We start from the raw sequence: 26,730 nt of genomic DNA on the forward strand, positions 1-26,730 counted from the left end.
CCTCCCTGCCCCAGAGTCCACATTACTGAGATTTCCGGGTGCTGTGCCGGTAACAACGCACAAGAACGTCACGAGGTTGTCTCGTGACAGACTCATGCCACCGGGATTGAGACGGATGGAGTAACGGGATGCGGGTTCTGGTCACCGGAGGGGCGGGTTTCATCGGCTCGCACTACGTGCGGCAGGTGTTGTCCGGCGCCTACCCGACGCTCGCCGACGCCGACGTCGTGGTGCTCGACGCCCTGACCTACGCGGGCAACGAGGAGAACCTGGCGCCGGTCGCCGACAACCCGCGGTACTCGTTCGTCAAGGGTGACATCCGCGATCCCGGCACGGTGCTGAGCGTGATGTCCGGGATCGACGTGGTCGTGCACTTCGCGGCCGAGACCCATGTGGACCGGTCCATCACGGGCGCCGCCTCGTTCGTGATGACGAACGTCCTTGGCACGCAGGTGTTGTTGCAGGCGGCGCTCGACGCGGGGGTCGGGCGGTTCGTGCACGTGTCCACCGACGAGGTGTACGGCTCGATCGAGACCGGCTCGTGGACCGAAGACCACGTGCTGGAGCCCAATTCGCCCTATTCGGCGGCGAAAGCGTCCGCGGACCTGATGGCCCGGTCGTACTTCCGGACCTACGGGCTGCCGGTTGTCATCACGCGGTGCTCGAACAACTACGGGCCGTACCAGTTCCCGGAGAAGGTCATCCCGCTCTTCGTGACCAACCTGTTGGACGGCAAGCAGGTTCCGCTCTACGGCGACGGGCTGAACGTGCGTGACTGGTTGCATGTGGACGACCACTGCCGCGGCATCCAGCTGGTCGCCGACGGCGGAACCCCGGGCGAGATCTACAACATCGGCGGCGGCACGGAGTTGACCAACCGCGAGCTGACCACGTTGCTGCTGGAGGCCGTGGGGGTGGGCGAGGAGATGGTCCGCAAGGTCGCCGACCGCAAGGGTCACGACCGGCGGTACTCGGTGGACATCAGCAAGATCAGCGACGAGCTGGGCTACACACCCCAGGTGTCGTTTGTGGACGGACTGGCCCGGACCGTCCAGTGGTACAAGGACAACCGGGCGTGGTGGGAGCCGTTGAAGGAGCGGGCGGAGTTGGTCAAGGCATGAGCTTCGGTTTGGCGTTGCTGGTTCCGGGGGGACACGGTCAGCTCGGTCGTGACCTCGTCTTGCACGCCCCCTCGGATGCGTACGTCTCGGCGCCCGGCTCGGCCGATCTGGATGTCCGCCAAGCCGGGGCGGTGATCGAAGCCGTGTCGGAGCTGGCCACCCGCGCGCGCGACGAGGGCCGCAAGCCGGTGGTGATCAACGCGGCCGCGTACACCGCCGTGGACATGGCCGAGAAGGACCAGGACGCGGCCTTCGCCGTGAACGCCGACGCGCCAAGGGTTCTCGCCGCGGTCTGCTCCTCGCGGGGCGTGCCGCTGGTGCACGTGTCGACCGACTACGTCTTCCCGGGCGACGCGTCCAAGCCCTACGCCGCCGACGATGCCGTTGGGCCGCAGTCGATCTACGGCGTGACGAAGCTGGCCGGGGAGCGGGCCGTGCTCGGCTCGGGCGCGCGGGCGTGGGTCGTGCGCACGGCCTGGATGTACGGCGCGCACGGCAACAACTTCGTGAAAACCATTGCCCGCCTTGCTGCCGAGCGTGACGAACTGACCGTTGTGGACGATCAGCGCGGATCGCCGACGTGGTCCGGCGACCTGGCCCGTGGGCTGGTCGCGTTGGCGGAGCGGATCGCCACCGGGCACGCGCCGACGCGGCACATCCTGCACGCCACCGGCGGCGGCGAAACGACGTGGTTCGGCTTCGCCCGCGCGATCTTCGAGGAGCTGGACCTCGATCCCGAGCGGGTGAAACCGTGTGGCACCAAGGACTTCCCGCGCCTCGCGCCGCGTCCGGCCTACAGCGTGTTGTCCGACGCGGAGTGGCGGTCGGCGGGGTTGCCGCCCCTGGCGCCGTGGCGCGAGGCGTTGACCAAGGCGGACGTGCCTAGCTGGGCGCGCTGAGCAACCGAGCCCGCAGGGCGTCGAGCTCGGTGTCGAGAAGGCCGTTCGCCAGCAGGAAATCCGGCGCCGACAACGAGGAAATGGTCGCGGTCAGCGACGCCTCGATGGTCGTGCCGTGCTTGGCGAGCAATTCGGTCACGGCGGTGAGCTGGTCGCGGGCGCCGCTTTCCGCGTAGCGGGCCTTCATCCGTTCGTAGCTCAGCAGGTAGTCGGCGATGATGTCGTCCGGTGCCGCCTCGGCCAGGGCGAGCAGCACCACCGTCAGCAGGCCGGTCCGGTCCTTGCCGCCGGCGCAGTGGAAGGCGACGCATCCCGGTGCGGCGTTGGCGATGGCCCGCGCGGCGGCGACGACCGGCCGCGGGTGTTCGGCCAGCATCGCCGGGTAGTACAGCGGCGACGCGAGGTTGTCGATCTTCTGCCAGTGCTCGTAGAACGGCGTGCCGACCGGGTCTTGCGGCACCTGCACGGTGGTGATCCCCGCGGGCCGCGCCGCCTGGTCGGGATCGCCTTCGCCCTCGTCGCGCAGGTCGAGGACGGTCCGGACGCCGTACGCCCAGGCCGCCGCCCACCCGTCCGTGCTCAGCCGTGCCGGTTGTTCCATCCGCACCACCGCGCCCGGCCTGAGCCGGCCGAGGCCACCCAGGTCGCGGGCGTTGACGCTCCCGTCCCACGCAAGATCCCTCATGGTCGCAAAGACGCATGAACGACGGTCAGGTTGACGGAGTGAGTACTCACTCCGTACGGTGGAGCGCATGACGAGCCAAGAACCACCGCGTCGGCGCGCCCCGGCCATGAGCCCGGAACAGCGCCGCGAAATGATCGTCCAGGCGGCGATTCCGCTGGTCAGCGAGTTCGGCGCGGCCGTGACCACCGCACAGGTGGCGAAGGCGGCGGGCATCGGCGAGGCGACGATCTTCCGCGCCTTCGCCGACAAGGAAGAACTGCTGCGGGCGTGCGTCGCGCAGGCCGTGCGGATCGACCGCGCGGTCGACGAGATCGCCGCGATCCCCCTCGACCAGCCCCTCGCCGACCGCCTCGTCGAGGCGGCCGACGCCCTGCAGGCTCACCTGGAGCGCATGGGCCGGGTGGTCGGGGCGATGCTCGCGTCCGGTCACGGGGAGCCCTCGCGGGGCCGGCCGGAGCCGGGTGCGCGCGAGCGGTCGATGGACGCCATCCGCGAGGCGATGGCGGGCCTGTTCGAGCCGGACGCCGCGAGCCTGCGCCTGCCGCCGGACCAGGCGGCGGCGATCTTCATGGGTTTCCTGTTCGCCCGTGCCCGCCAGGACGGCGACGAGCTGGCCAAGGAGTCCATTGTGGACGTCTTTCTGCACGGGGCGGTGAAGCAGTGATGCGCGAGGAACTGGCCCAAGAGGCGGCCGCCATCCGCGACGGCGCGGAGCGGGACCGGGAAGTGGCGATCCTGCTCGCCGCCGCGACGACGAACTTCCCGCCCGACCAGCTCGCCGCGTTGTTCAGCGCCGCGGCTCGGCGCACGACGGACCCGATGATCCCCGGCTGCGCCCTCGCCGAGACGTTCCTCCATGGAGCTATGGCATGACGATCACCTTGAACCACACGATCGTCCCGGCCGTCGACAACGAGACCGAGGCGCGATTCCTGGCAGCGGTGCTCGGCCTGTCCTACGACGGGCCCAACCGCCACTTCGCGCCGGTGCGCATCAACGAGCAGCTGACGCTCGACTTCATGACAGTCGACGAGCCGCAGCCGATGCACCTGGCCTTCGACGTCGACCCGGCCACGTTCGACGCCGCAGTGGATCACCTGCGCGCCAACAAGATCCCGTTCGGCAACCGCCCGCACGACTGGACCAACGGGTTGACCGATCACCCGTTTGCCGCGCGTGGCGTCTTTTTCCGTGATGCGGCCCAAAACCTGTACGAGCTGATGTCGCCGGAGTGACACTGGGGGTGTGCGCAGGTTGGCGGCCGTGACAGCGATGCTGTTCCTGGCCGCCGCCTGCGCGCAGCCGGTCAGCGCGCCGGGACCCGCCGGGCCGGTCGAGCCGTACGTCACGTCGGCGGACCTCTGCGCGAAGCTGCCGCCCGAGGTGCCCGAGCTGCCGGCCGAGCAGTCCGCGGTCCCGGCGGACGTCACCGTGTCGTGGGTCCTGGAGTGCGTCATGGGACCACCGGCCCAATCCGGCGCGACGCACGTCCGGGTCGAGCGGGCCGACGGCCCGCCGGCCGAGTTGCTCGCGGCCCTGCGCCTGCCCTCGGCGACCGAGCAGACCGGCCCGTGCACCACGGAGTACCTGCTGCCGTTCTACCTGGCGTTGGTCACCGCCGACCGGCAGGCGATCGCCCCGTTCATCCCGGTCGACGGGTGTGCCAAGCCACGGCGCGAGGTGCTGGCCGCGCTGGGCAACCTGCCGTTCCGGCCCATCAAGTAGCGCACAGGCTTCGCACCTCCGGCACTCAGGTCCGCTGGTGAGCTCCGGTCAGCATCGCAACCGGCGGGGCGCCCCGACGGGAAGCGGTCAGGGCGGTCCGTCACTGTCACGCCAGCCGCTCGCGACGAGCTCGACCTCGAAGCCGTCTTCGTTCTCCAGGTAGGCGGCGTAGTGCTGCTCGCCACCGGCGTGCGGGTGCCGCTCGGGGAACATCGAGCGCCAGCCGTGCTGCGCGGCGCCTGCGGTCAGCTCCTCCACCGCCGCGGTGGTCGAGACGTGGAAGGCCAGGTGGTTCAGCCCCGGCCGGCAGCGGTCGTGCTGGTCGGCCGTGAGCGCCGGGGACTGCTCGATGACCACGTATGTCGGCCCGAGCCGCCAACTGCGGCCGCCGTCCCAGCTCTGGAACGCGCTGTACCCCAACGCTTCCAGCAGCCAGCCCCACGAGTCGATCGCTCGCTGCAGGTTGGGCACCCACAGCTCGACGTGGTGCACCGTGCCGTGTGCCGACTCGCTCACGCGACCACCTCCACCTCGTGGGACACGCCAAGCCCGACTGTGGGACACGCCCGGCCGGAACGGGGGACTCGCCGGGCGCGAGTGTGGGACACGCCCGGCCGGAACGGGGGACACACCCGGCCGGAAGGTGGGACACACCCAGCCGGAACGGGGGACTCGCCGGGCGCGAGTGTGGGACACGCCCGGTCGGAACGGGGGATACACCCAGCCGGAACGGGGGACACACCCAGCCGGAACGGGGGACACACCCAGCCGGAACGGGGGACACACCTAGCCGGAGCAGGGGACACGCCCGGTCGGAACCGGGGACACGCTCAGCCGGAACGCGGAGTCACGTTTGGCCGCTCCGAAAGGCTCCGCCGCCCACCCCGAGGCTAAGTCGCAGCCAACCCACCCCACACGAACCCAACGTGGAACACCCCCCAACAGGGGCCTCGCCCAGCCGGAGCGGAGGACTCGCCCGGCCGGAACAGGGGACACGCCTGGCTGGAGCGGGGGACACACTCAGTCGGGGCGGGGGACACGCCCAGCGGGAGCGGGGGACACGCCGAGGCGGAGGGGTGGGCTACCAGCGGCCGGGCGGGGGACCGTAGCCCGGAGGCGGCGGACCATAACCGGGCGGCGGCGGGCCGTAGCCCTGCGGCGGCCCGTACCCCGGCGCAGGTGCGTACCCGGGCGGTGGCGCATAGCCCGGAGGCGGCGGGCCGTACCCAGGAGGCGGCGGCCCGTAGCCGGGACCGGGCGGCGGGTAAGCGGCCGCGGGCACCGGCATCGGCGGCCCTGGCATCGGGGGCTGCGGCAGCTGCGGCAGCTGCGGCGGCTGCTGCACTGGCGTCGGCGCGCTGACCGGCGGCGGGCCGGCCTGCACGCCCTGCATCACCTCGTGCGGGATCGTGTGCACGAGCGCCGCCAGCTGCTGCACCCGCGCGACGATGTCCTCCGCGGTCGTGCGCGTGAGGTTGCGGATGGAGAACACCAGCTCGTCGCGGTGGATGGTGATGTTGGTGAAGCCGCAGTCGCGCATGATCGCCATGAACTGCGGCGTCAGCACCATGTTCGCCGCGGCCGGGTCGGTGTCGTCGAGCAGGTAGCGCTTGTTGAACTCGTAGTCCGGCGTCTGCGGCTCGACCGAGCGCCCGATCGCCATGCGCCAGCCCCTGGTGGCTACGCGCAGCGCCGGCGGCGTGCCCGGCAGGCGCATCGCGAAGATCGTGTTGACCTCGTTGTCCTCGCGCCGCACGATCAGGTTGTAGGTGGTGACCTTGCGCCGCACCTGGAAGTCGAACACCACGAACGGCACGTTCTCGACCACGCCGGAGAGCACGCCGAACGCCACCCGCCGGTCGCCGCGCTCGGTGAACGGCGGGAACGGGTAACGGTTCAGCAGATCCGGCCCGTACGGGCGGAACTGCCAGCCCATGCGCATGGCGAGCTGACCGCGTTCGTTGTTCTTGAAGTCCTGCCGCTTCTTCAGGTACATCCTCGGGATCCCGAGGGAGAACAGGTTCAGCAAAGCGAGCATGGCGATCAAGCCGACTATGCCCAGTGCGGCAATCATGACGAACCTGCCTTTTGAGTCAAAACCCCAGCCCCAGAAACTCCCGGCTACGGTAGCTCAGGCCACCGACAGCCTTCGATAGGCCTGCACGGTCAGCTCCGCGCACCGCCGCCACGTGAAGCCCGCGGCGTGTGCGCGCCGGGCCGTCGTCTCGGCCAAGGTCGGCGGGGCCGCCAGCACTTCGCGCAACGCGGCGGTCATCGCGTCGACGTCGCCGAACGGGACGGTCGCGGCGTGCCCGCCGGACACCTCGCGCAGCACCGGCAGGTCACTGCACACCACAGGCACGTCGCACGCCATCGCTTCCAGCACCGGCAGGCCGAAGCCCTCGTCACGCGAGGGCAGCACCAGCGCGCCCGCCCCCGCGACCACGCTGCGGAGGTCCACATCGGACAGATAGCCGAGCGGCAGCACCCGGTCGGTGATGCGGGTGTGCCCCGGTCCGGCCAGCACGAGCGGCGGCAGGTCCGCGGCCGCCTCGTGGGCCTTGAGCAGCCAGTCCAGCGACTTGCGCGGACCCGCGGCCCCGACGAACAAGACGTACTCGGACGGCAGGCCGAGCCGCGTGCGCAGGGTGTCGGTCGGCGGGCGCGCGGTGAACCACGCCGGGTCCACGCCGAGCGGGGTGACCGCGATGCGGTCCTCGCCGACGCCCAGCCGCTCCATCACCGTCTGCGCGACCGCCTCGGTCGGCGTGCACACCACCGATGCCCGCGCGGCCGACTTGGCCACGAGCGCGGGCAGGTTGCGATCACCGGGCGGCAGGTCCTCGGGCGAGGCGAGGAACGCGAGGTCGTGGATGGTCAGCACGCCCCGCGCGCGCATCGCCACCGGCAGCACGAAGTTCGTGCCGTGCACCACGTCGGTGAACCCGGCGAACAGCTCGATCGGCGGGAAGTTGGTGTGCAGCCAGGATTGGCGCAGCAGCCGCGCCGACACCGGCATGCCGCGGGCCTGCGAACCGTGCGGCAACACGGTCCGCAGCTTGCGCCAGCCGCGCAGGGTGAACGCCACCACGCGGAGGTCGACGTCGTTGCGCGAAGCCAGTTCTTCGACCAGGGACGCGGTGTAGCGGCCGATCCCGGTCCGGTCGCCGAGCAGGGGTGTGCCGTCCAGCAGGACCCGCAGGTGCCTAGCCATCCGTGCCCCGCGCGAGCTTGCGCACCCGCCCGGTCACCCGCTTCGCCAGCTCCTTCGGCCCGCCCGCGTCCAGGTATTCGCGCACCAGTGCGGCGTCGCGGCGCAAGGCCGCCAACCGGCCGAGAGGAGCGTTGCGCACCAGCGGTTTCGCGCCGGGCAACCGGTCGGCGGCCGGTCGCGGGTCGCGGCAGAACTCCACGAGCGGCGCGAGCGTGGTCTCCCACGTGAACCGCTCCCGGACGACGGCGATCCGTTCCCGGCAGGCCTGCGCGAACTCCGGGTTGTAGAGGACCTTCACCAGGGCGTTGGCCAGCGCGGCGGGGTCCTCGGCCGGCACCACGACGCCGAGCCCTTCGGCCCGGACCAGGTCGGCGAAGGCGTCGCCGTCGGTGGTCACGATCGGCAGCGACGACCACAGGTAGTCCAGCACGCGGGTGCGGAACGCGAACGTGGTCTCGACGTGCTCGAAGTGCGTGGTGACACCGCAATCGGCGTCCAGCAACCAGTTCTGGCGCTCGTTGTAGGGCACCCAGTTCTCGTTGAAGAACACGTGGCGTCCGGTCAGTTCGAGCTGCTCGGCCAGCGCCCTGGTGCGCGCGCCGATGTCCATCTCGGGCACGTCCGGGTTCGGGTGCTTCATGCCGAGGAACACCAGCCGCGCGTCGGCGTGCTCGATGCTGATCAGGTCCATCGCGCGCACCAGCGTCAGCGGGTCGAACCAGCTGTAGACCCCGCCGGCCCAGAGCACGACCTTGTCCTCGGCGCCGATGCCGGGCAGGCGGTCCTTGATCGCGGGTCCGGTGCGTTGCGGCGGCTTGCCGTCCAGGCCGAACGGCGCGACCGCGAGCAGCGAGCGAACGGTCGGGTCCGTGTCGTAGATGGCCGGTCGCAGCCGCCCGATGGCGGCGAGGTGGCCGAGCCAGAGGTGGCGCTGGCGTTCGGACGCGCAGAGGAAGAAGTCGCCGCGTTCGAGCTGGTTGTTGACCACGTCGGTGACACCGTCGAGGTCCAGCTCGCGCTGCTCGTCGGTGTCGTCCTTGCCCTGCTCCAGCAGTTCCAGGTGCATCGGGTCGTACATGTCGCAGACCACGATCTTCGGCGACTTCTTCAGGCTCTGCGCCATTTCCAGCGCGTGGCCCTGCAGGACGACCAGGTCGGCCCAGTCCACATGGGACGGCAGCTCGCGGACCTTCGCGACCATGACGGGGAAGCGGGCTTCGGGCGGCGCGGAGCCCGCGTTGGTGGTGACCAGGCGGACGTCGTGTTCCTGCGCGAGCACGTCGGCGATGTGCCACGCGCGGATCGCCGGACCCGCCATCCGCTCGGCGATCGCGTCACCGGTGATCACCAGGACCTTGCGCGGCCTGCCGAACACCTCGTCCAGCCCGAGCGCCTCGACGAGGATGTCGTGCGCGGCCAGGTAGCGGGGCAGCGGGTAGGCGGGCTCCATGGCCTTGCGCATCAGGCCGAGCAGGTCGGCGTCGGTGCGGGTGCGGGTGGCCTGGATCTGCTTGCGCTTGGCCGCGAGCTTCGGCATCAGCTCGACGAACTGGTCGATGGCCAGGAAACCGGCCAGCGCGGGCGCGGGCACCGTCGTGTCCGGCGTCGCCTGGCGGTTGATCTCGAGCTGGGTCGGATCGAGTTCGCCGCGGGCGGTGGCGCGGCGCACGGCGAGCGCGAGAGCGCCGGGCAGGGCCTTGGCGAGCGTCTCGTCGGAGTAGTTCTTGTAGAGCGTGGCCAGGGCGTTGCGTTCGAGCAGGTAGAGCTCGCGGGCCCCGTCGCCGGTGTCGGCCTTGGCCATCGACGCGTGGTGGCGGTGGAAGGTCAGCGAAGCCGGCTCGTAGCGCACGCGCCAGCCACGCAGGTTCATCCGCCAGCCGAGGTCGACGTCCTCATAGAACATGAAGAAGTCGTCGTCGAAGCCGTCGAGCTCGGCGAAGACGCTCCGGCGCACGACCATGGCCGAGCCGGTGGCGAACAGGACGTCGCGCGGGTCGTCGTGCGCGCCGTCGTCCGGCTCTCCCGCGAAGCGCTTGTAGCCCATGCCGAACCAGGTCAGGCCGCCGTCGACGAAGTCGATGGTGGTGCCATCCCAGTTCAGGACCTTCGAGGCGACGGCGCCGACGCCGGGTTCCCTTCGGAACACCTCGACGGCGGCCTTGAGCCACTGCGGGTGCGGCCGGGCGTCGTTGTTGAGGAAGGCGAGGACGTCGCCGGTGGCCTGCTCGGCGCCGAGGTTGCAGCCGCCCGCGAAGCCCAGGTTCTCGGCCGACCGGATCAGCCGGACGTCGGCCAGCCCCGCGATCCGCTCGGCGCCGCCGTCCCCGGAGGCGTTGTCCACGCAGACCAGTTCGAGCCGGTCGGCGGGGTAGTCGAGGTCTTCACGCAGGGCGCGCAGGCACGCCAGGGTGTCGTCGGCGCCCCGATAGTTGACCACGACGACGGACACCTTGGGCAGGGCCACCGCACCCCTCCTTCGAAGCTCGCGCGTGCGGTACAGCCTGCCCGATGGCACGCCAACCGTCAGCTTGGGGGCGCTCGCCACCATTCACCCGATCGTGTCATCGAACAGGGGTTCGAGGCTGTGGCAAACTGGACGGAGCCGGTGACGGTGTGCACCTTGTCAACTACAGAGTGGAATTGCTGGAATTGCGGTCCGTGCCGGCCCAATGGCGCCAGACCGCTCCGCGCGGGCCCGGCTGGGGCCGTCGGAAGAGGTAGGGCAGCGCCCCCGCCAGCGCCTGCAGCCGGAGCGCGACCCGGTAGTTGGGCGGCTGGTCGCCGGGGCGGAACGGCAACAGCGCGGTGATCACCGCGAATCGGGCCAGCTCGCGCAGGGCGATGAGCCGGGGTGCGCAGCGCAGAAGCATGCGCAAGCGATTGCGCTCGTTCCACAGGTGGAACTGGCGGGACCCTGGCCGGGTGGTCGCGCCGTGCTTGTGGCGGACGACGGCCTCCGGGACGGCCAGGACGTCCCACGCGGCCAGGCGCAGACGCCACGACGTGTCGGTGTCCTCGTAGTAGCAGAAGAACTCGGCCGGCACCCCGCCCACCTGGGTCAGCGCGTCCACCCGCAGCAGGGCCGCGCCGCCGCAGAAACCGAAGACGGTGCCGTCGGCGAGGCCGTCCACGAGGTCAGCGCCGTAGCCGAGGCGGGTCAGGCCGACGCCGACCGACTGGACGGTGCCGTCCGCGTGCTCCAGGCGCGCGCTCGCGGCGGCGGCGCGCGGGTGGTTGTCGAGCGCGTCCTCCAGCGCGGCCAGCCAGCCGGGCGCGGGTTCGGCGTCGTCGTTGAGCCAGGCGACGTAGGGGGTGTCCACCATGGACATCGCGCGGGCCAGACCGCCGGCGTAACCCGCGTTGCGGTGCAGGCGAAGGACCGTGCGGCCCTCGATCAACGCGGCGGTGCCGTCGTCGGAAGCGTTGTCCACCACCAGGAGCGTGTGCTCGCGGGTCTGCGCGTCCAGTGCCGCCAGGCATTGGCCGACGTGCTCGGCGCCCCGCCAGGTCACCACGACCACCGTGGTCCGTACTGCCACGGGGTCACGGTACGGCAGCACCGCACTGGTGAACTGGTCCATTCCGAGCTGCCGGCCCGTTCTGACAGGCTGATCCCGTCTGACAGGCTGATCCTGTGCCTGCCCTGGTCGTGCTCACCGAGCAGCTGTTCGCGCCCGTGCCCGGTGGCACGGGCCGGTACACGGCGGAGTTGATGGCCGCGCTGCGTCGGTCGCTGCCCGCCGACTGGTCGCTGTCGGGCGTCTCCGCCTACCACCGGGGCACACCAGGCCGCGTGCTTCCGTTGCCGCGCAAGGCTTTGACCTTAGCCTGGGAACGTGGCCTGCCGCTGTGGCCGGGTGGCGACATCGTGCACGCGCCGACCCCGTTCGCGCCGCCGCGCCCGCGCCGGGGCCGGGCGCTGGTGGTGACCATCCACGACACGGTCCCGTTCACGCATCCCGAAACGCTGACCCCACGCGGCGCGCAGTGGCACCGGGCGATGATCAAGCGCTACACGACGACGGCGTCCGCGGTCGTGGTGCCGACCAAGGCCGTCGCCGCCGAGTTGGCGCAGTACGCGCCGGGGCCGGCGCCCGTCCACGTCATCGGGCACGGGGTGTCGTCGGCGCTGCAGGACGCAGGCGAAAGCTCGTTGGCGCTGCCCGACAAGTACGTGCTGGCCGTGGGCACACGCGAACCCCGCAAGGGCCTCGACGTGCTGGTCGAGGCGATGTCGAAGGTGCCCGAACTGCGGTTGGTGATCGCCGGGCCGGCGGGCTGGGGCGCCGTCGAACTGGGCGACCGGGCGATCGTCCTGGGCCGGCTCAGCGACCGTGAGCTCGCGGTCGTGCTGCGCCGGGCGGCCGTGCTCGCCGTGCCCAGCCTCGCCGAGGGTTTCGGCCTGCCCCTGCTGGAGGCGATGGCGCTCGGCGTTCCCGTGGTCCACTCGGACGCGCCGGCGTTGGTCGAGGTCGCGGGCGGCACCGGCCTGACCGCGCGGCGCGGCGACCCGGAGGCGCTGGCCGCGGCCCTGCGCCGGGTGCTCGACGAACCCGCCGAGACCGCCGAACGGGTGCAGCGGGCACGGCAGCGGGCCCAGACCTACAGCTGGGATGCGGCCGCGGCGGCGCTGTGGTCGCTTTACCGGTCGCTCTACCGCAGCCCAACCCGGTGAGCATTTCCCCCGTTGCCGCTCGATCGGGGGACACCGCGTCGTAGTCTTCAGGGCGTGCCGACGGTGGAACCCAGCGTGCTCATCGACGCGACCGCGGTGCCTGCCGACCGCGGCGGCGTCGGGCGCTACGTCGACTCGCTGGTGGCCGCCCTCGACCGGGCGGGCGCGCCGCTGAGCGTGGTGTGCCAGCCGCGTGACCAGGCGCTCTACCAGACGATCGCGCCCCACTCACGCGTGCTGGCCACAGCCGAATCGGTCGCCACCCGCACCGCGCGGCTGACCTGGGAGCAGACCACGCTGCCGCGGCTGGTGCGCCGGCTCGGCGTGCAGGTCGTGCACTCCCCGCACTACACGATGCCGCTGGCCAACCCGGTCGCGTCCGTCGTGACCTTGCACGACGCGACGTTCTTCACCGATGCCGTGCTGCACTCGTCGGTCAAGGCCCGCTTCTTCCGCGGCTGGACCCGCACGTCGCTGGCGCGTGCCGAGCTCTGCGTCGTGCCGAGCACCGCCACCGCGGCCGAGCTGGCCAGGGTCGCCCGAGCGCGGCTGCGGATGCTGCAGGTGGTGCCGCACGGTGTCGACGACGAGCGCTTCCACCCGCCGTCGCCGGAGGAGGTGCACGAGGCGCGTTCGCTGGTCGGCCTGGACGACTCGACGCCGTACGTCGCGTTCCTGGGCGCCTTGGAGCCGCGCAAGAACGTCCCGTCGCTGATCCGCGGCTTCGTCACGGCCTGCCGTGGTCGCGCGAACCCGCCCGCGTTGGTGCTGGCCGGGCAGCCGGGCTGGGACTCGCAGATCGAGCGCGCCCTGGATGCGGCGCCGCACCGGCTGCGGGTGATCCGGGCCGGGTACCTGCCGTTCGAGCGGCTCGCCGGGTTCCTCGGCGGCGCCGAAGTGGTCGCCTACCCCAGCCTCGGCGAGGGCTTCGGCCTGCCGGTGCTCGAGGCGATGGCGTGCGGCGCGTGCGTGCTGACCACGCGGCGGCTGTCGTTGCCCGAAGTCGGTGGCGAGGCGGTGGCGTACTGCGGGGTCGGCGCGGGCGACATCGCCGTCGGGCTCGGTGACCTGCTCGACGACGATGGCCGGCGCGCGACGCTGGCCGAGGCGGCGCAGCTGCGGGCCAAGGACTTCTCGTGGGATGCGTCGGCTGAGCAGCACCGGGAGGCCTACGGGCGGGCGTGGCTGGTGCGCCGCAGGGGTCGCTGACCTCCTCGGGCACAATGGCGGATCGTGACCGAGGCGGAGCGATACGGCGACGGGGTGGCGGTGGTGGCCGTCACCTATTCACCCGGCGAAACCCTTGACCGGTTCCTGGACACGCTGGCCAAAGCCACTTCGCGGCCGGTCACCGTCGTCCTGGCCGACAACGGTTCCACCGACGGCGAGCCCGAGCGGGCCGCGGCCGAGCGCGACAACGTGCGGTTCCTGGCGACCGGCGAGAATCTCGGCTACGGCGGCGCGGCCAACCGCGGCGTCGCGGAGCTCGGCAACGACGTCGGCTGGGTCGTCGTCGCCAACCCCGACATCGAATGGCTGCCGGACTCGCTCGACGAGCTGCTGGAGGCCGCCTCGCGCTGGCCGCGCGGCGGCGCGTTCGGTCCGTTGATCAAGGAGCCGGACGGGCGCACCTACCCGTCCGCGCGGCTGCTTCCCTCGCTGGGCAAGGGAATCGGGCACGGCGCGCTCGGCAAGCTGTGGCCCGGCAACCCGTGGTCGGTGGCGTACAAGCAGTCCGACACGGACGTGCGGGAGCGCGCGGCCGGCTGGCTGTCGGGCTCGTGCCTGTTGTTGCGGCGTACCGCGTTCGACTCGGTGGACGGCTTCGACCCGCGGTACTTCATGTACTTCGAGGACGTCGACCTCGGTGACCGCCTCGGCAAGGCCGGCTGGCAGAACGTGTATGTGCCGTCGTCGCAGGTCGTCCACCTGGGCGGGCATGCCACCCAACGCGCGTCGGCCAAGATGCTGGCGGCCCACCACGCGAGCGCCTACCAGTACCTGGCCGACCGCCACCGCGGCCCGCAGTGGGCCCCGGTCCTGGCCGCCATCAAGGCCGGCCTGGCCCTGCGCCTGAAACTGGAAACCCGCGGCGACCGCTGACCACCCGCTCCGTACCTCCTCGTACGTGACCGCTCCGCCAAGCCGCCCCACGGCCACAGACCCGCGGCGCAGCCTGGCGCGACGCGCTGACCGAGATCGGCGCTCAGGCCCGGTTCACCCGCCGCTACTGGCCACGAACCAACGGCAAAGCCCAACGGCAAAGCCGAGCGGTTCAACCGACCACGTGCTGGCCGAAGCCGCGCCAATGGGTTCCGCCATGCACAACGACTCATCCGGCTGCTGGTCCAAACCACCGACGAGGCCTGAAGGTCCCTGCCCGCCACCGAACAAACCGGGCAGGGGTTACTCGCCGTTGAGGCGTTGGGCCAGGGTGCGGCGGGTGACCGTGGTGGTCGTGGGGATGATGCCGTCCTGCTCCTCGTGCACGGTCTCCGGCTCCCGGCGCGGCGGCTGCTGCAGGTACAGCGGCTGCGTGCGGGGCGAGTGCGTGAGCGGGTTGTCGTCCGCGTAGTCCGGGTAGGACTCGTATGCGTCGGTGTCCTGCCCGTAGTTCTGCGGCGCCGCCGGCGACGGCATCGACGTGGTTCGGTCGTCGCCCAGCGCTCCGGCCAGCGGAGCGGGCACCACCATGGTCGCCTCGGGGTCGTCGTCCATCCGGGCGGCGGCCAAGATCACCGAGCGTGGGATCTGCAGGGTGCTCTTCGCGTCCATCGGTGAGACGGCGTCATCCGGGGTGACCACATAGGAGCCACGGGCGCGGGCCCTGGCCAACGCGGCCTCGGCTCGCTCGCGAGGGTCCATCCCCGGCCTCCCCATGTCCCGTGTCCCGCTCGGTACGGCAAGAGTAGGCCCATCGGCCTACCGCCGTCAGTCCGCGACACAACCAGGTCGCTAATGCAAAACAGTGAGACATATTCCCACATCGCCCCGCGGCCCCAGGATCTCCGCGGATCGCTCGGGTCGACCACGCCGGACCGGCCCGAATGTGTCTCGTCACAGGAAACCAGTCAGGCCCCGCTCTTTCAGGAGTTCGGTCACCTTCTTGACGTCCTGGGTGCGGTCGCGCCGCGCGACCAGCAGCGCGTCGGGCGTGTCCACCACGATCAGGTCCCGCACGCCGAGCAGCGCGACCAGCCGGCCGCCATGCGGCACGACGACGCTGTCCTCGGTGTCCAGGCAGATGACCTCGCCCTCGCCGACCACCGCGGCCCCGTCGCACGTCTTGGCCAGCAGCTCACCAAGCGTGTCGAAATCGCCGATGTCACTCCAGCCGAAATCACCCGGAACGGTGGCGACCCGGCCCTGCGCGGCGGCCGGTTCCATCACGGCGTAGTCGACGGCGACCTTCGGGATGGTCGGCCACACCTCGGCGAGCACCTGCTCCTCGGCCGCGGTGTCCCGCGCGGCGACGATCCGCCGTACCGGTTCCAGCACGTCAGGCCGGTGTTCGGCGAGTGCTTCGAGGAACGCCGACACCCGCCACACGAACATGCTGGCGTTCCACAGGTACTCACCCGAGGCGACGTACTCGGCGGCGACCTCGGCCGACGGCTTCTCCCGGAACTCCAGGATTGGCTGCGCGGTCCCCGGGACCGGCACGGAGCTGCACCGCAGGTAGCCGAACCCGGTTTCCGGACCGGTCGGGGTGATGCCGATGGTCATCAGGCGCCCGGCCTTCGCGCCCTCGACCGCGGCCCGCACGGTGTCGACGAACGCGCCCGGGTCGGCGATCAGGTGGTCGGCGGCGAACGACGCCATGATCGCGTCGGGGTTCTCCTTGGCGATCACCGCCGCGGCCAGGGCGATCGCCGCGCACGAGTCGCGTGGCATCGGCTCGACGAGGATGTTGCGCTCGGGCACCTCCGGCAGCTGCCGCGCCACCGCCGTGGCGTGCGAGGTGCCGGTCACCACGTGGATGAACTCCGGTGTGACCAGCGGGGTCAGCCGGTCGTACGTGGCTTGCAGCAGCGATCGCTCGGTACCGGTGAGCGGGTGCAGGAACTTGGGGCTCGCCGCCCGGGAGAGCGGCCAGAGCCGGGTGCCGCTGCCGCCGGCGGGCACGACGATGTGCAGGTCGGTCGACACCTCGACACTGTAGCGGCCCGAGGTAGCGTGGCTACCGTGACCGCCACCCGCCGGTGGGTGCCGCCCTACGTGCCCGACGTCGGCCGCGTGCTCGGCCCGCTGCGCCGGGGCGCGGGCGATCCGGCGTTCCGCGCCGAGCCGGGCGAGTGGTGGCTGACCGGGAACACACCGGCCGGTGTCGGCACCCTGCACCTGCGTGGCCACGGCGGCGCGATCGAGGCGTCGGCCTGGGGTGATGGCGCCGACTGGCTGCTCGACGGCGTGCCCGCCTTGCTCGGCGCGGACGACGACGACACGGGCTTCGAGCCGCACCACGACCTGATCGCGGAGATCCGGCGCCGGATGCCGAAGCTGCGGCTCGGCTCCACCGGGCGGGTGTGGGACGTCCTGGTCGCGGCCATCCTCGAGCAGAAGGTGACCGGCCACGAGGCCCGCCGCTCGTGGCGTGAGCTGGCCCGCCGCTTCGGGACCCCGGCGCCCGGCCCGGCACCACACGGCATGTACGCGCCGCCGACGCCGCGTGCCCTGCTCGCGATCGCCGACTGGGAGTGGCACAAAGCCGGCGTGGACGGCGCACGCCGGCGCACGCTGCTGCGTGCGGCCGGGTCGGCCCGCTCTCTGGAGCGCGCGGTGGAGCTGCGTGGTGAGAAGGGCCGGGAGCTGCTGCAGGTGCTGCCCGGCATCGGGGTCTGGACCGCGGCCGAGGTGGCCCAGCGCGCCTGGGGCGACCCGGACGCGGTGAGCATCGGCGACTTCCACATCCCGAGCGTGGTCGGCCACGCGCTGCTGGGCCGTCCGCTGGACGACGACGGGATGATGGCCGAGCTGGCGCCCTACACGCCGCAGCGCCACCGCGCGGTCCGCTACATCGAGGCGGCGGGCATCCGGCGTCCGCGCTTCGGCCCCCGCTTCTCGCCGCGGGACTACCGCACCCTCTGACCGGCGAGATCGTCCGAGCTCAGGCGGCCAGAGCGGCCGACACGAGCGGCGCCAGGTCCGCCGACCCGTCCGGCAGCGCGTCCACCGGCCACCAACGCAGGTCCAGCGACTCGTCGCTGCGCACCGGCGACGCGCCCGGCGGCGCCGTCACCAGGAACCGCACGTCCAGGTGCCGGGTCGGTTTGCCGAGCGAGCACGTGATCGGGTGCACGGCCAGGTGCACCGGCGACGGATCGATCGACAGCCCGTCGAGCCCCGACTCCTCCATCGCCTCGCGCAGCGCCGCGTCGACCAGCGTCGCGTCCGAGGGCTCGCAGTGCCCGCCGAGCTGCAGCCACTTGCCCACCCGCGGGTGCAACGTCAGCAGCACGTGCGCCCGGGATGCGTCCAGCACCACCGCCGAGGCCGTGATGTGCCCCGGCTCGCACGAGCGCAGGCAGCCATCCGGCCGCGCGGCCAGGAACGACATCAGCGCGTGGCGCACCGAATCCTGGTCCGTGGTCGGCGGTTCCCACGCTTCGAGCACCGACACAGCCGAGGCGTGCAACGTCACCGGCGCACCCACCGGTCGCCGGGGTCGGCGGGTGGGCGGGCCACCGGCGCACCGTCCGCGGCGTGGCCGACGGCGACCGCACCCAGCGGCTCCCACGACGCGGGCAGGTCCAGCACCGAACGGACCACGTCGGCGCAGAAGATCGTCGAGGACACCCAGCACGACCCGATGCCCTCGGCCGCGAGCGCCACCAGGAGGCCCTGCACGGCCGCCCCGCCGGCGATCTCGAACATCGTCTTCTCGGCGGCCGCACGTCGCTCGTCCGGATAACCGTGCGCACCTTCGCGCACCAGGAACGGCAGCACGATCTCCGTTGCCCCGTAAAGCAAATCGCCGCGCTTGACCCGGCGTTCGATCCGCTCCGGCGTCCAGCCGTCGGCGGTCAGGTCCGCGATCCACTGCTCGCGCATGGCCGCCAGCAAGGCATCCCGGCGCGCACGCACGTGCACGAACCGGACCGGGCGCGTGTGGTGCGGCGCGGGCGCGGTCAGCGCGACGCCGATCGCCCGCTCCAGCGCCTCCTGGTCGACCGGCTCGTCGGTGAACGTCCGCACGGAGCGGCGCAGCAGCACCGCTTCCCGGCGCCCGGCGGCGATCGCCTCGGCGGTGCCCAGCCGGAACAGGTCTTCCTCGACCGGGCGCACGAGGGTCCGAGCCGTGGAGCCGTCGTCCTCGATCCGCATGCCGCGCACCACGACGACAGGCACGCCGCCGAGCTTGCCCTTCACCAGGTCGGCGGCGCTCGCCACTTCGTCGGCCACGGCGACCTCGGTGACCACCAGCTCGTTGCCCTGGCCGTCGACCTGGCCCTCGTAGGAGTGCAGCACCCGCAGCCCGGACGCGCCGATCGCCGCGTCGGTCTGGCCCATGCGCCACGTGCGGCCCATGGTGTCGGTGATGACGACGGCGACCTCGACGCCGAGCCGCTCCCGCAACCCGTTGCGCAGCGCCAGCGCTGAGGCGTCCGGGTCGGTGGGCAGCAGGGCGAGCTCTCCCTTGTCCACATTGGACGCGTCCACGCCGGACGCGGCTTGCACGATGCCGAGCTTGTTCTCGGTGATCAGCGTGCGGTTCTTGGCCGCGATCACGCTGACCGACTCCTCGAGCACCAGCCGGCGCCGGGCGGCGTCACGCTCCTCCGGGTCGTCCGGCACCCGGATCAGCATGCCTTCGATCTTGGACACGACCTTGCTCGTGACCACCACGACGTCGCCTGACCGCAGCCACGGCGCCGCCGCGGCGATCGCGCCCGTCAGGTCGTCGCCCGGCCGGAACTCCGGCAGCTCGTGAACCGGCAGGATCTCGAGCTTCTCCGAGGCGTGGTCGCCGATCACGCGGCACCCGCCAGTTCCAGCGCGGCCTGTGCCATGGCCGCCGTGGCGTCCACATCGGACATCAACAGGGGGATGGCCCGCACGGCGACGTCCGGCACGTCCGCCTGCTCACCCGCGGCGACCAGCCAGCCGTCGAGCACGCCGGTGTCCGAACAGCGGCGCGAGCCGTAGTGCCGGCCCACCGCCTCGGCCGAGGTCTCGACGCCGATCGCGCTCAGGCAGGCGTCGGCCATGCCCCGCACCGGCTTGCCACCGATGATCGGGGACACGCCGACGACCCCGCCCTCGGTTTTGCGCAGGGCGTCCCGCACGCCGGGCACCGCGAGCACCGTGCCTACGCTGACCACCGGGTTCGACGGCGCGAGCAGCACCGCGTCCGCTTCGGCGATCGCGTCGAGCACACCGGGCGCGGGGGCGGCCTCGTCGCCGCCGACCGGCACGATCGAGTGGGCGGGCAGCGCCGCCTTGTAGCGGACCCACCACTCCTGGAAGTGGATCGCCTGCCGCTCGCCGCTCGGCAGGTCGACGACCACGTGCGTCTCGACCCGGTCGTCGGTCATCGGCAGCAGCCGCACGCCCGGCTGCCACCGGTCGCACAGCGCCTCGGTGACCGCCGAGAGGGGGTAGCCGGCCCGCAGCATCCGGGAGCGGACGAGGTGCGTCGCGATGTCCTTGTCGCCGAGGCCGAACCAGTCCGGGTCGGCGCCGTAGGCGGCGAGTTCGTCCTTGACCACCCAGGTCTCGCCGGTGCGTCCCCACCCGCGTTCGGTGTCGATGCCACCGCCGAGGGTGTACATGCACGTGTCGAGGTCGGGGCAGATGCGCAAGCCGTGCAGCCACACATCGTCGCCGGTGTTCACGATCGCGGTCACCTGATGAGGTGACGCGCCATCCGGCGCGCCAACGGCGGGCAGACCGAGCGCCGCCTTCACCCCGAGCAGGAACCGCGCCCCGCCGACCCCGCCAACGACTACGACAACCTTCACGCGGCGATCCTAGAAGTTCCAGAATTTGAAGGCGTCGTAACCCACGACGGCGAGCGGGCTGCCACCCAGGGTGGTGTACAAGTCGTCGGCCCAGCCGAAGATCGTGTTGCCGACCTGTGGCACGCCGATGATCAACGCGAAGAGCACCAACGGCGCCCACGGCCGCACCTTCGCGCCGAACCGCTGGGCCTCATAGGACAGCCACGGCTCGATCGCGCCCCACCCGTCGAGACCGGGGATCGGCAGGATGTTCAGCACGAACGCGAGCACCTGGAACAAGGCCAGAACCGACAGGCCCGCGGCCAGGCCGACGGGCATCGGCACCGCGCTCACCACGACGGCGATCAGCACGCCGAGGACCAGGTTGGACAGCGGACCGGCAAGGGAGACAACGCTTTGCGTTGCGCGCGAACGCAATGCGTGGTGGTTGATCCACACCGCACCGCCAGGCAACGGGATCGCTCCGATCAACAAGAACAGCAGCGGCAGCACGATCGACAGCACCGGATCGGTGTAGCGGCGCGGGTCCAGGGTCAGATAACCCTTGAAGTAGACCTGTTTGTCGCCGCCGCGGTAGGCGAACCACGCGTGACCGAACTCATGCAGGCACAGTGACACCGCCCACCCGCCGAGCACGAGGAGCACCGTGCCGGTGATCGCGAGGGCACCCGGACCGTCGAAGGTGTAGTAGTCGTCTTGGTTGGCCAGCGCGGTGAGCACCCCGCCAAGGACGGCTACGCCGACGATGCCGAGGAATACCGGGCTCGGCCGGATCACTGATCGCTGCACACCTCCAGTCTGTCAGGCCGCTTGACGCGTGGGTTGTTCACCGCTTGTACCCACTTTGGGATGCCTTCACCCAGGCGTGCAGTTTCGCTTGACCGGCAGCGATGACACGGGTGTAATCACATTGATGTCATTCGCCGATGAGTGCTTGGGAGGCACGGAGCGGCGGATGGTGTCCGCCAACCGGGGAGCGTATTGAGGAGGCGGACGGCGATGCAGGGATTCGACAGCGGCGTCCTGGCGTGGGGCGAGCACGAGGAACTCGGCGTGCTCGCGGAGTTGTTCGACCAGCCGGAAGAACAGGAGTGGCAGGAGCGGGCACTGTGTGCGCAGACCGATCCTGAGGCGTTCTTCCCGGAGAAGGGCGGCTCCACGCGCGAGGCCAAGCGGATTTGCCAGGGGTGCGAGGTGCGCGCCGAGTGCCTCGAGTACGCCCTCGGGCACGACGAACGGTTCGGCATCTGGGGCGGGCTCTCCGAGCGCGAGCGGCGAAAGCTCAAGAAGCGCGCGGTATGACCTGGTAGATGGACGGGTGGGGCACACGACGTACGGTGTGTGCCTCATCTCGTGATCGTCTACAGGATTGCCGCCGGTGACCCGTCCTGCCTCGCGCGTCGCACCACCAACGGTGCGGACCGCGCCCGCGCTCGCGGTCGTGGTGTGCCACGACGGTGACGAGTGGCTCGGCAAGACCCTCGCCGCGTTGCGTGCGCAGACGTTGTTGCCGCGGCACGTCCTCGCGGTCGACACCGGTTCGCGCGACGACACGCGCGCGTTGCTGGACGCGGCGGCCGACGGACCGGACAAGTTGCTCGACGGCGTGCTGACCCTGGGCCGCAAGGCTGGGTTCGGCGAAGCCGTCGCGACCGCGGTCGACCACGCGGTGCGCCGCTGGGGCGATCCCGGCGGCTGGGTGTGGCTGCTGCACGACGACAGCGCGCCCGAGCCCGACTGCCTGGCCACGCTGCTCACCGCGGCTGATGTGGCGCCCAGGGTCGGCGTGCTCGGCCCACTCGCCCTCGACTGGACCGACCCGCGCCTGGTGGTCGAGGCGGGGCTGTCCACCGACGCGTCCGGGCACCGGCAGACCGGCATCCGCCAAGGCGAGCTCGACTGGTCCCGGCTCTCGGGTGCCGACGGGTCCGAGCCCGCCGACCGGTTCGAGCAGTCGACCGAGGTCCTCGCCGTGTCCAGCGCCGGCATGCTGGTGCGCCGCGAGCTGTGGCACCAGCTGGACGGGTTCGACCCGGCGCTGCCGCTGTTGCGCGACGACATCGACTTCGGCTGGCGGGCCAACCGGGCGGGCAAGGTCGTGCTGTGCGTGCCGTCCGCCCGGATCCGGCACGTACGTGCGGCGAGCCGCGAGTTCCGCGGTGTGGACGCGGGCCAGCACCCGCGCATCACCGTGTCCGCACCCGCGATGGACCGGGCCGCGGGGCTGCGCACATTCCTGGTCAACTGCTCGGCGCTGTCGTTCGTGCTCGGCCTGCCGCGCCTGACCGTGCTGTGCCTGTTGCGTGCGGTCGGGTTCGCGATGCAACGCCGGATGCCCAACGCGGGCGCCGAACTCGCCGCGTTGCGCTACCTGCTCAGCGGCAAGGCGCGGCTGCGTGAGGCGCGCCGCCGCCGGTCCGGTCGTGGCTCCGTCCGCGGCCTTTTCACCTCGCGGCTCGCCCGGCTGCGCGGCGCCGTGCGGCGGGCCGGTGCGACGATCGTGCGGCGGCGGATCGAAGCCGACGCCGCGCTCGGCCGGCTGCCCACGGTCGAGACCCGGCCCCGCCCGGTCACCGAGGACGGCCGGCGACCGGTCGGCCCGGACGCGTTGCCCGCCGGTGCGCTGCCTGGTCGTGGCGGCGTGCGGCGGGCGTCGGGCTTGCGCAGGCCGGCGGAGCGGATCGGCGTCGTCGTGCCGGTCGAGGCGCAGCTGGAGCCGGGGCTGCGGCCGTCACCGCGCCCGCGCCCGTCCCCGACCAGGCGCGACGGCGAGGTCAAACCGGCGCCGGATCTGGTGTTCGTCGACGTCAGCCGTCGCACGGTCCTGCGCCAGATCCTGCTGGCCCCGCCGCTGTTGCTGTTCGTCGGGCTGGTGCTGCTCGCACTGGCCGCGCACGTCGGCCGGTTCGGCGGGCTCGAAGGCGGCCGGCTGCTGCCGGTCGGCGACCTCGGCCGGATCTGGTCGGAGTACCTGGCGACCTGGCACCCGGTGGCGGGCGGGACGGCGGCGCCCGCACCCGCCGCGCTCGCGGTGCTCGGCAGCCTCGGTGCGCTGCTGTGGCCGTTCGGCGGGCCGCACGCCGCCGTCGGCTTGCTGGTCTACGGCGACCTGCCCTTGGCCGGGTTGCTCGCCTACGCGGCAACGCGGTCGATGCCGGTGCGCCGCTGGGTGCGTGCGCTGGTCGCCGTCGCGTACGCCGCGATGCCCGCCGCCACCGCGGCGGTGGCGCAGTCGCGGCTGGACGCGATCGTCGTGCACATCCTGTTGCCGCCGGTGCTGGCCGGGATCGCCGCCCTGCTGGTGCGCGGGCGCCAGGAACGCGGCTCGACGGCGTGGCTCTCGACGGCGGCCGGGTCGGCGTTCGGGCTCGCGGTGATCGGGGCGTTCGCGCCGCTGGTGCACTTGCTGCTCGTGGTGACCGCGCTCGCCGGATTCGTCCTGGTGCCCGGGCACCGCGGCGACGGCAAGCGGCGGGTGGCCGCGTTGTTCGCGATCGTGTTGATGCCGTTGGCTTTGCTGCTGCCGTGGCCTGCCGTCGTGATCCAGCACCCCGGTGTCGTGCTGCAGGGCGTCGGGGCGACCGTGCCGGAGGAACCGGTCTCGATCACGCGGTTGATCGGGCTTGCGCCGGGCGGGCCGGGGGCGTGGCCGATCCTGGGCGCGGTCGTGGTGCTCGCCGTGCTCGCGGGGCTGGTGCTGCGCCCGGCGCGGGCGGCGTTGCCGGGTCTCGGCGTGGTCGTGCTCGGCGTCGGCGCGCTGGTGCTGGTGCGGTCGGTGCCCGCGATCCCGTTGACCGGCGGACCGGCGCTGCACGGGTGGTCGGGGCCGGCCTTGCTGGTGATCGGGTGGGGGCTGCTGTGGGCGTTGCTCGGTATGTGCCGCCCCAATGCCCAAGGCTTGGTGCCGGTGTTGAAGCCGTCGGCGCGGACGGTGGCGCGGGTGGCGGCCGTGGCCGGTGCCGCGGCGGTGCTCGCGTTGTGCGTGGGCGCGGTCGTGCCGGGGCGAGCCACACCGCCGCGTGATCGCCTCGTGCTCGCCTCGACGTTGACCCACGAACTCTCGTTGACGCAGCGTTCGGTGTTGGTGCTGCCTTACGACGGCAGCCCGGCGCGCCAGTCCGCCGGCCGCGCCCCCGAGTTCGGCGACGACGACTTCGCACCCACGCCGACCACACCCGGCCGGTTCGCGCGCCTGGCCGGCCAGCTCATGACCGGCGACAAGCAGGGCGTGCGCGACGCGTTGGCGGAGGCGACCGCAGCGGGCGTGCTGTTCGTCGTGCTGCCCGACCGCGCGACCGCGGATCGCTTGCACGCCATGGCAAACGACCTGATCGCTGACGCTCCCGCGACCTCCGACGGCCGGCCGGTCGTGCGCATGGAGCTCAACGGCGGCGATGCCGTGTTGCTGTCCCCGGAGCTGGCGAAGCGGGCCGTGTCGGGCCTGTCGCCGCCGTCGGCTCTGGGCACCGGCGGGATCGTGCCGGTCGCCGCGTCGCCGCCGGACCTGGCGGTGCGGGTGTCGGACGGACCGTCCGGGCGGTTGCTGGTGGTGGCCGCGGAGGAGGAACCGGGCTGGGTGGCGACCGTCGGCGGGCGTCAGGTGCCGGTGGTGCGGGCGTGGGGTCACCTGGTCGCGGTCGCGGTACCGACTCGGGCGGCGGATGTCCGGATCGAGCAGCCGACGGCGCTGCGCAGCGTGTTGCTGCTGGTCCAGGGCGCGATGGTGCTGTTCACCCTGCTGACCGCGATCCCGGGCCGCAAGGGCCGCTGAGTGCAGCAACCCGCACTATAGTGCGGATACCAGTCTTATAGTTGGTCCACTAGTCGACTTGAATCGACCACTGCTGACGGTCACTCCTACGCTCGCCGGTGATGTGCTCGCAGTTTTCGCCAGCGAGGGCGTCGTGTTGGCGGATCGAGTCGGTCAGGCGTTCGCGTACCAGTTCAACCGTGATCACCTCGCCGCGGATCACATCGTGGGGCTGCTGTGGCGCGGTGGGCCGGCAACGACACGCGGCCGCTGGTGTTCACCGCGGCGGAGGTTGCCAATCGCGGAGGCGACGAGCCCGTGCTCGCCGATGTGCTGCGGGAGGGTCTGACCGTTGCGGGCACCCACGCGCCGCGGACACTATTCGCGATCTGGCCGACGAAGACGTGTCGATATAGCGGGTCAGGTGTCGCGGCCGTTGAATGCGTCGGCGACTTTGCGTTGCAGTTTCCGCAACAACCGGATCGTTTCCTCGTCGGAGAACCCGGTCGTGGCCGACCAGTCCTTGCCCGACCCGAACTCGTCGCTCACGAACACGATTTCCGTCGCCCGCAACGCTTTGCGCCAATCCGCACCCGGCAACGGATCCCCGCTGATCAACGCCGAGTGCAACCGCTCGCACTGGTCGAGGAGATCGGCCTTGTCCCGGAATCCCATCACCGACGCCAAGGCGTCGCTGCAGCCGGCCGGACCGCCCCACTCGGCAAGACCCCGTTGCAGGACCTCCCGCTCGTCGTCGGTGAGGTCGATCGCGACCGGGTCAGTTGCCATCGATGACGTCCGGGTCCAGCCCGAGGTAGGCGGCGATCTGCTCCACCAGGACGTCGTGGACGAGGTCGGCGAGGTCCATGCTGTCCTTGGCCCGCGCCTCCAGCGGCCGCCGGTAGAGCACGATCCGCGCGCTCGTCGGCTGCCCGCGGCGGTCGACACCGGCCGGCACCAGCCGCGCCAGCGGCACGCCACCATCGGCGAGCACGCCGTCCGGGGTCGGCGCGCCGGACGAGCCTACGTCGGGCACGTCGTCGACGGCCACGTCCAGCGCCGTCAGCTCGGTGCGCCAGCGTGCCTCGATCGGCTCCAGCGCCTCGAGGACCAGCTGGTCGAACTTCTGCGACCGGGTGCTCGCGGCGGGCAACGACGCCGGATACAGCGGCCCCCGCATGCCACGGCCGTGCCGGTCCCGCGCCTTGCCGGGCCGTCGCCGTCCCCGTTCGTGCCGAACCCCGCGGACCATACCCACGGTCTGCAGCCTACGCGGGGCGTGTCGCGATACCGAGCGGCCGGGACGCGCTATCGTCAGCGACCGTGCGAAGTGTCAGACGGTGTTCGCGGACCGGGTGCGTCAACGCAGCCGTCGCCACGCTGACCTACGCGTACGCGGACTCCACCGCGGTCGTCGGCCCGCTGGCCACCTACTCCGAGCCCCACTCGTACGACCTGTGCGAGGAGCACGCGCTGCGCCTGACCGTGCCGCGCGGCTGGGAAGTCGTCCGGCACGACGGCGAGTTCGCCGAGCCGGAGCCGTCGGTGGACGACCTGACCGCGCTCGCCGAGGCCGTGCGCGAGGCCGGTCGGCCGGATGCCCCGGTCGCGCCGCCGGAGCCGGATCCCACCACCGGTCGCCGCGGCCACCTGCGCGTGCTCCCCAATCCAGTGGACGACTGAACGGTAGGCTCCCGGGA

The 26,730-nt window shown here is 71.9% G+C and carries 28 protein-coding genes; 13 read left to right on the forward strand and 15 right to left on the reverse strand.

Features of this window, described 5'->3' with window-relative positions; translation table 11 throughout:
• The first annotated feature begins 128 nt into the window (after nucleotides 1–128).
• Both rfbB and rfbD read left to right on the forward strand, forming a co-directional pair.
• On the forward strand, nucleotides 129–1,121 hold the full coding sequence (rfbB, locus tag EV186_RS29285; protein WP_133852710.1) for a dTDP-glucose 4,6-dehydratase: 993 nt from the start codon (nucleotides 129–131) through the stop codon (nucleotides 1,119–1,121).
• Complete coding sequence (gene rfbD, locus EV186_RS29290; protein ID WP_133852711.1) at nucleotides 1,118–2,020, forward strand: dTDP-4-dehydrorhamnose reductase; 903 nt, start codon at nucleotides 1,118–1,120, stop codon at nucleotides 2,018–2,020. The genes rfbB and rfbD overlap by 4 nt, the downstream gene beginning before the upstream one ends.
• Here rfbD and EV186_RS29295 read toward each other — a convergent pair.
• Nucleotides 2,004–2,705, reverse strand: coding sequence for a tyrosine-protein phosphatase (locus tag EV186_RS29295; RefSeq protein WP_166659384.1), 702 nt, complete (start codon nucleotides 2,703–2,705; stop codon nucleotides 2,004–2,006). The genes rfbD and EV186_RS29295 overlap by 17 nt on opposite strands.
• A gap of 67 nt (nucleotides 2,706–2,772) precedes the next feature.
• On the opposite strand from EV186_RS29295, the gene EV186_RS29300 reads away from it, so the two are divergent.
• From EV186_RS29300 to EV186_RS29315, 4 genes are read left to right on the forward strand one after another with little or no spacing between them, the layout of a single operon-like run.
• Complete coding sequence (locus EV186_RS29300) at nucleotides 2,773–3,369, forward strand: TetR family transcriptional regulator (RefSeq protein WP_133852713.1); 597 nt, start codon at nucleotides 2,773–2,775, stop codon at nucleotides 3,367–3,369.
• Entirely contained in the window at nucleotides 3,369–3,578 is a 210-nt protein-coding gene (locus EV186_RS29305) for a hypothetical protein (RefSeq protein WP_133852714.1), read from the forward strand. Before EV186_RS29300 ends, EV186_RS29305 begins: the two co-directional genes overlap by 1 nt.
• The gene (locus tag EV186_RS29310; protein ID WP_133852715.1) at nucleotides 3,575–3,940 is read left to right on the forward strand and encodes a VOC family protein; all 366 of its coding nucleotides are present in this window, start codon (nucleotides 3,575–3,577) and stop codon (nucleotides 3,938–3,940) included. Before EV186_RS29305 ends, EV186_RS29310 begins: the two co-directional genes overlap by 4 nt.
• A 28-nt stretch (nucleotides 3,941–3,968) precedes the next feature.
• Nucleotides 3,969–4,430: a hypothetical protein gene (locus EV186_RS29315; RefSeq protein WP_133852716.1), complete on the forward strand. Its 462-nt coding sequence runs from the start codon at nucleotides 3,969–3,971 to the stop codon at nucleotides 4,428–4,430.
• An 87-nt stretch (nucleotides 4,431–4,517) separates the two neighbouring features.
• Here the strand turns inward: EV186_RS29315 and EV186_RS40230 are convergent, their stop codons facing one another.
• The 5 genes from EV186_RS40230 to EV186_RS29340 all read right to left on the reverse strand — a co-directional run bounded on the left by EV186_RS40230 (nucleotide 4,518) and on the right by EV186_RS29340 (nucleotide 11,225).
• Nucleotides 4,518–4,946, reverse strand: a complete 429-nt coding sequence (locus EV186_RS40230; protein WP_133852717.1) for a VOC family protein — start codon at nucleotides 4,944–4,946, stop codon at nucleotides 4,518–4,520.
• Between the two features lie 565 nt (nucleotides 4,947–5,511).
• Nucleotides 5,512–6,504, reverse strand: coding sequence for a hypothetical protein (locus tag EV186_RS39540; protein ID WP_208115853.1), 993 nt, complete (start codon nucleotides 6,502–6,504; stop codon nucleotides 5,512–5,514).
• A 57-nt stretch (nucleotides 6,505–6,561) separates the two neighbouring features.
• Nucleotides 6,562–7,644 (reverse strand): glycosyltransferase family 4 protein, encoded by a 1,083-nt coding sequence (locus EV186_RS29330; RefSeq protein WP_133852718.1) that lies wholly within the window; start codon nucleotides 7,642–7,644, stop codon nucleotides 6,562–6,564.
• Nucleotides 7,637–10,108 carry a glycosyltransferase gene (locus tag EV186_RS29335; protein ID WP_243754353.1) on the reverse strand — a complete coding sequence of 824 codons (2,472 nt, stop codon included), beginning with the start codon at nucleotides 10,106–10,108 and terminating at the stop codon, nucleotides 7,637–7,639. Before EV186_RS29335 ends, EV186_RS29330 begins: the two co-directional genes overlap by 8 nt.
• A gap of 163 nt (nucleotides 10,109–10,271) precedes the next feature.
• Complete coding sequence (locus tag EV186_RS29340; RefSeq protein ID WP_133852720.1) at nucleotides 10,272–11,225, reverse strand: glycosyltransferase family 2 protein; 954 nt, start codon at nucleotides 11,223–11,225, stop codon at nucleotides 10,272–10,274.
• Nucleotides 11,226–11,278: 53 nt separating this feature from the next.
• On the opposite strand from EV186_RS29340, the gene EV186_RS29345 reads away from it, so the two are divergent.
• From EV186_RS29345 to EV186_RS29355, 3 genes are all read left to right on the forward strand, one after another.
• On the forward strand, nucleotides 11,279–12,319 hold the full coding sequence (locus EV186_RS29345; protein WP_133852721.1) for a glycosyltransferase family 4 protein: 1,041 nt from the start codon (nucleotides 11,279–11,281) through the stop codon (nucleotides 12,317–12,319).
• 75 nt (nucleotides 12,320–12,394) lie between these two features.
• Nucleotides 12,395–13,528 carry a glycosyltransferase family 4 protein gene (locus tag EV186_RS29350; RefSeq protein ID WP_133853086.1) on the forward strand — a complete coding sequence of 378 codons (1,134 nt, stop codon included), beginning with the start codon at nucleotides 12,395–12,397 and terminating at the stop codon, nucleotides 13,526–13,528.
• Between the two features lie 24 nt (nucleotides 13,529–13,552).
• Nucleotides 13,553–14,422, forward strand: a complete 870-nt coding sequence (locus tag EV186_RS29355; protein WP_133852722.1) for a glycosyltransferase family 2 protein — start codon at nucleotides 13,553–13,555, stop codon at nucleotides 14,420–14,422.
• Between the two features lie 303 nt (nucleotides 14,423–14,725).
• Here the strand turns inward: EV186_RS29355 and EV186_RS29360 are convergent, their stop codons facing one another.
• Both EV186_RS29360 and EV186_RS29365 read right to left on the reverse strand, forming a co-directional pair.
• The gene (locus EV186_RS29360; protein WP_133852723.1) at nucleotides 14,726–15,184 is read right to left on the reverse strand and encodes a hypothetical protein; all 459 of its coding nucleotides are present in this window, start codon (nucleotides 15,182–15,184) and stop codon (nucleotides 14,726–14,728) included.
• 192 nt (nucleotides 15,185–15,376) lie between these two features.
• A complete protein-coding gene (locus tag EV186_RS29365; protein ID WP_208115854.1) occupies nucleotides 15,377–16,468 on the reverse strand; it encodes a mannose-1-phosphate guanylyltransferase in 1,092 nt (363 codons plus the stop codon).
• 36 nt (nucleotides 16,469–16,504) lie between these two features.
• Between EV186_RS29365 and EV186_RS29370 the strand changes: the two genes are divergently transcribed.
• Entirely contained in the window at nucleotides 16,505–17,407 is a 903-nt protein-coding gene (locus tag EV186_RS29370; RefSeq protein WP_133852724.1) for a DNA-3-methyladenine glycosylase family protein, read from the forward strand.
• 19 nt (nucleotides 17,408–17,426) lie between these two features.
• On the opposite strand, the gene EV186_RS29375 is transcribed toward EV186_RS29370, so the two are convergent.
• The 4 genes from EV186_RS29375 to EV186_RS29390 are packed head-to-tail and all read right to left on the reverse strand — an operon-like array spanning nucleotide 17,427 to nucleotide 21,069.
• A complete protein-coding gene (locus EV186_RS29375) occupies nucleotides 17,427–17,960 on the reverse strand; it encodes an NUDIX hydrolase (protein WP_133852725.1) in 534 nt (177 codons plus the stop codon).
• A complete protein-coding gene (locus tag EV186_RS29380) occupies nucleotides 17,957–19,291 on the reverse strand; it encodes a coenzyme F420-0:L-glutamate ligase (protein ID WP_133853088.1) in 1,335 nt (444 codons plus the stop codon). Before EV186_RS29380 ends, EV186_RS29375 begins: the two co-directional genes overlap by 4 nt.
• Nucleotides 19,291–20,280, reverse strand: coding sequence for a 2-phospho-L-lactate transferase (cofD, locus tag EV186_RS29385; protein WP_133852726.1), 990 nt, complete (start codon nucleotides 20,278–20,280; stop codon nucleotides 19,291–19,293). Before cofD ends, EV186_RS29380 begins: the two co-directional genes overlap by 1 nt.
• A gap of 9 nt (nucleotides 20,281–20,289) precedes the next feature.
• The gene (locus EV186_RS29390) at nucleotides 20,290–21,069 is read right to left on the reverse strand and encodes a site-2 protease family protein (protein ID WP_133852727.1); all 780 of its coding nucleotides are present in this window, start codon (nucleotides 21,067–21,069) and stop codon (nucleotides 20,290–20,292) included.
• A 210-nt stretch (nucleotides 21,070–21,279) separates the two neighbouring features.
• Here EV186_RS29390 and EV186_RS29395 point away from each other — a divergent pair, with 210 nt between their 5' ends.
• On the forward strand, nucleotides 21,280–21,582 hold the full coding sequence (locus tag EV186_RS29395; protein WP_133852728.1) for a WhiB family transcriptional regulator: 303 nt from the start codon (nucleotides 21,280–21,282) through the stop codon (nucleotides 21,580–21,582).
• 76 nt (nucleotides 21,583–21,658) lie between these two features.
• Nucleotides 21,659–25,051 (forward strand): glycosyltransferase family 2 protein, encoded by a 3,393-nt coding sequence (locus tag EV186_RS29400; RefSeq protein ID WP_243754355.1) that lies wholly within the window; start codon nucleotides 21,659–21,661, stop codon nucleotides 25,049–25,051.
• 49 nt (nucleotides 25,052–25,100) lie between these two features.
• Here the strand turns inward: EV186_RS29400 and EV186_RS39115 are convergent, their stop codons facing one another.
• The 3 genes from EV186_RS39115 to EV186_RS29415 form a co-directional block, all read right to left on the reverse strand.
• On the reverse strand, nucleotides 25,101–25,253 hold the full coding sequence (locus EV186_RS39115) for a hypothetical protein (protein WP_166659385.1): 153 nt from the start codon (nucleotides 25,251–25,253) through the stop codon (nucleotides 25,101–25,103).
• Nucleotides 25,254–25,450: 197 nt separating this feature from the next.
• Nucleotides 25,451–25,819, reverse strand: coding sequence for a hypothetical protein (locus EV186_RS29410; RefSeq protein ID WP_133852729.1), 369 nt, complete (start codon nucleotides 25,817–25,819; stop codon nucleotides 25,451–25,453).
• Nucleotides 25,809–26,282: a metallopeptidase family protein gene (locus EV186_RS29415; protein ID WP_133853090.1), complete on the reverse strand. Its 474-nt coding sequence runs from the start codon at nucleotides 26,280–26,282 to the stop codon at nucleotides 25,809–25,811. The genes EV186_RS29410 and EV186_RS29415 overlap by 11 nt, the downstream gene beginning before the upstream one ends.
• Before the next feature lie 71 nt (nucleotides 26,283–26,353).
• Between EV186_RS29415 and EV186_RS29420 the strand changes: the two genes are divergently transcribed.
• Nucleotides 26,354–26,713 (forward strand): DUF3499 domain-containing protein, encoded by a 360-nt coding sequence (locus EV186_RS29420; protein WP_133852730.1) that lies wholly within the window; start codon nucleotides 26,354–26,356, stop codon nucleotides 26,711–26,713.
• Nucleotides 26,714–26,730: the final 17 nt, after the last annotated feature.

This window comes from Labedaea rhizosphaerae, assembly GCF_004362825.1.
In the GTDB taxonomy this organism is placed as follows: domain Bacteria; phylum Actinomycetota; class Actinomycetes; order Mycobacteriales; family Pseudonocardiaceae; genus Labedaea; species Labedaea rhizosphaerae.

Coding starts and splice junctions, on each gene's coding strand:
- rfbB (WP_133852710.1), top strand. CDS start 129: ATGCGGGTTCTGGTCACCGGAGGGGCGGGTTTCATCGGCTCGCACTAC.
- rfbD (WP_133852711.1), top strand. CDS start 1,118: ATGAGCTTCGGTTTGGCGTTGCTGGTTCCGGGGGGACACGGTCAGCTC.
- EV186_RS29295 (WP_166659384.1), bottom strand. CDS start 2,705: ATGAGGGATCTTGCGTGGGACGGGAGCGTCAACGCCCGCGACCTGGGT.
- EV186_RS29300 (WP_133852713.1), top strand. CDS start 2,773: ATGACGAGCCAAGAACCACCGCGTCGGCGCGCCCCGGCCATGAGCCCG.
- EV186_RS29305 (WP_133852714.1), top strand. CDS start 3,369: ATGCGCGAGGAACTGGCCCAAGAGGCGGCCGCCATCCGCGACGGCGCG.
- EV186_RS29310 (WP_133852715.1), top strand. CDS start 3,575: ATGACGATCACCTTGAACCACACGATCGTCCCGGCCGTCGACAACGAG.
- EV186_RS39540 (WP_208115853.1), bottom strand. CDS start 6,504: ATGATTGCCGCACTGGGCATAGTCGGCTTGATCGCCATGCTCGCTTTG.
- EV186_RS29330 (WP_133852718.1), bottom strand. CDS start 7,644: ATGGCTAGGCACCTGCGGGTCCTGCTGGACGGCACACCCCTGCTCGGC.
- EV186_RS29340 (WP_133852720.1), bottom strand. CDS start 11,225: ATGGACCAGTTCACCAGTGCGGTGCTGCCGTACCGTGACCCCGTGGCA.
- EV186_RS29360 (WP_133852723.1), bottom strand. CDS start 15,184: ATGGACCCTCGCGAGCGAGCCGAGGCCGCGTTGGCCAGGGCCCGCGCC.
- EV186_RS29395 (WP_133852728.1), top strand. CDS start 21,280: ATGCAGGGATTCGACAGCGGCGTCCTGGCGTGGGGCGAGCACGAGGAA.
- EV186_RS29410 (WP_133852729.1), bottom strand. CDS start 25,819: ATGGCAACTGACCCGGTCGCGATCGACCTCACCGACGACGAGCGGGAG.
- EV186_RS29415 (WP_133853090.1), bottom strand. CDS start 26,282: ATGGTCCGCGGGGTTCGGCACGAACGGGGACGGCGACGGCCCGGCAAG.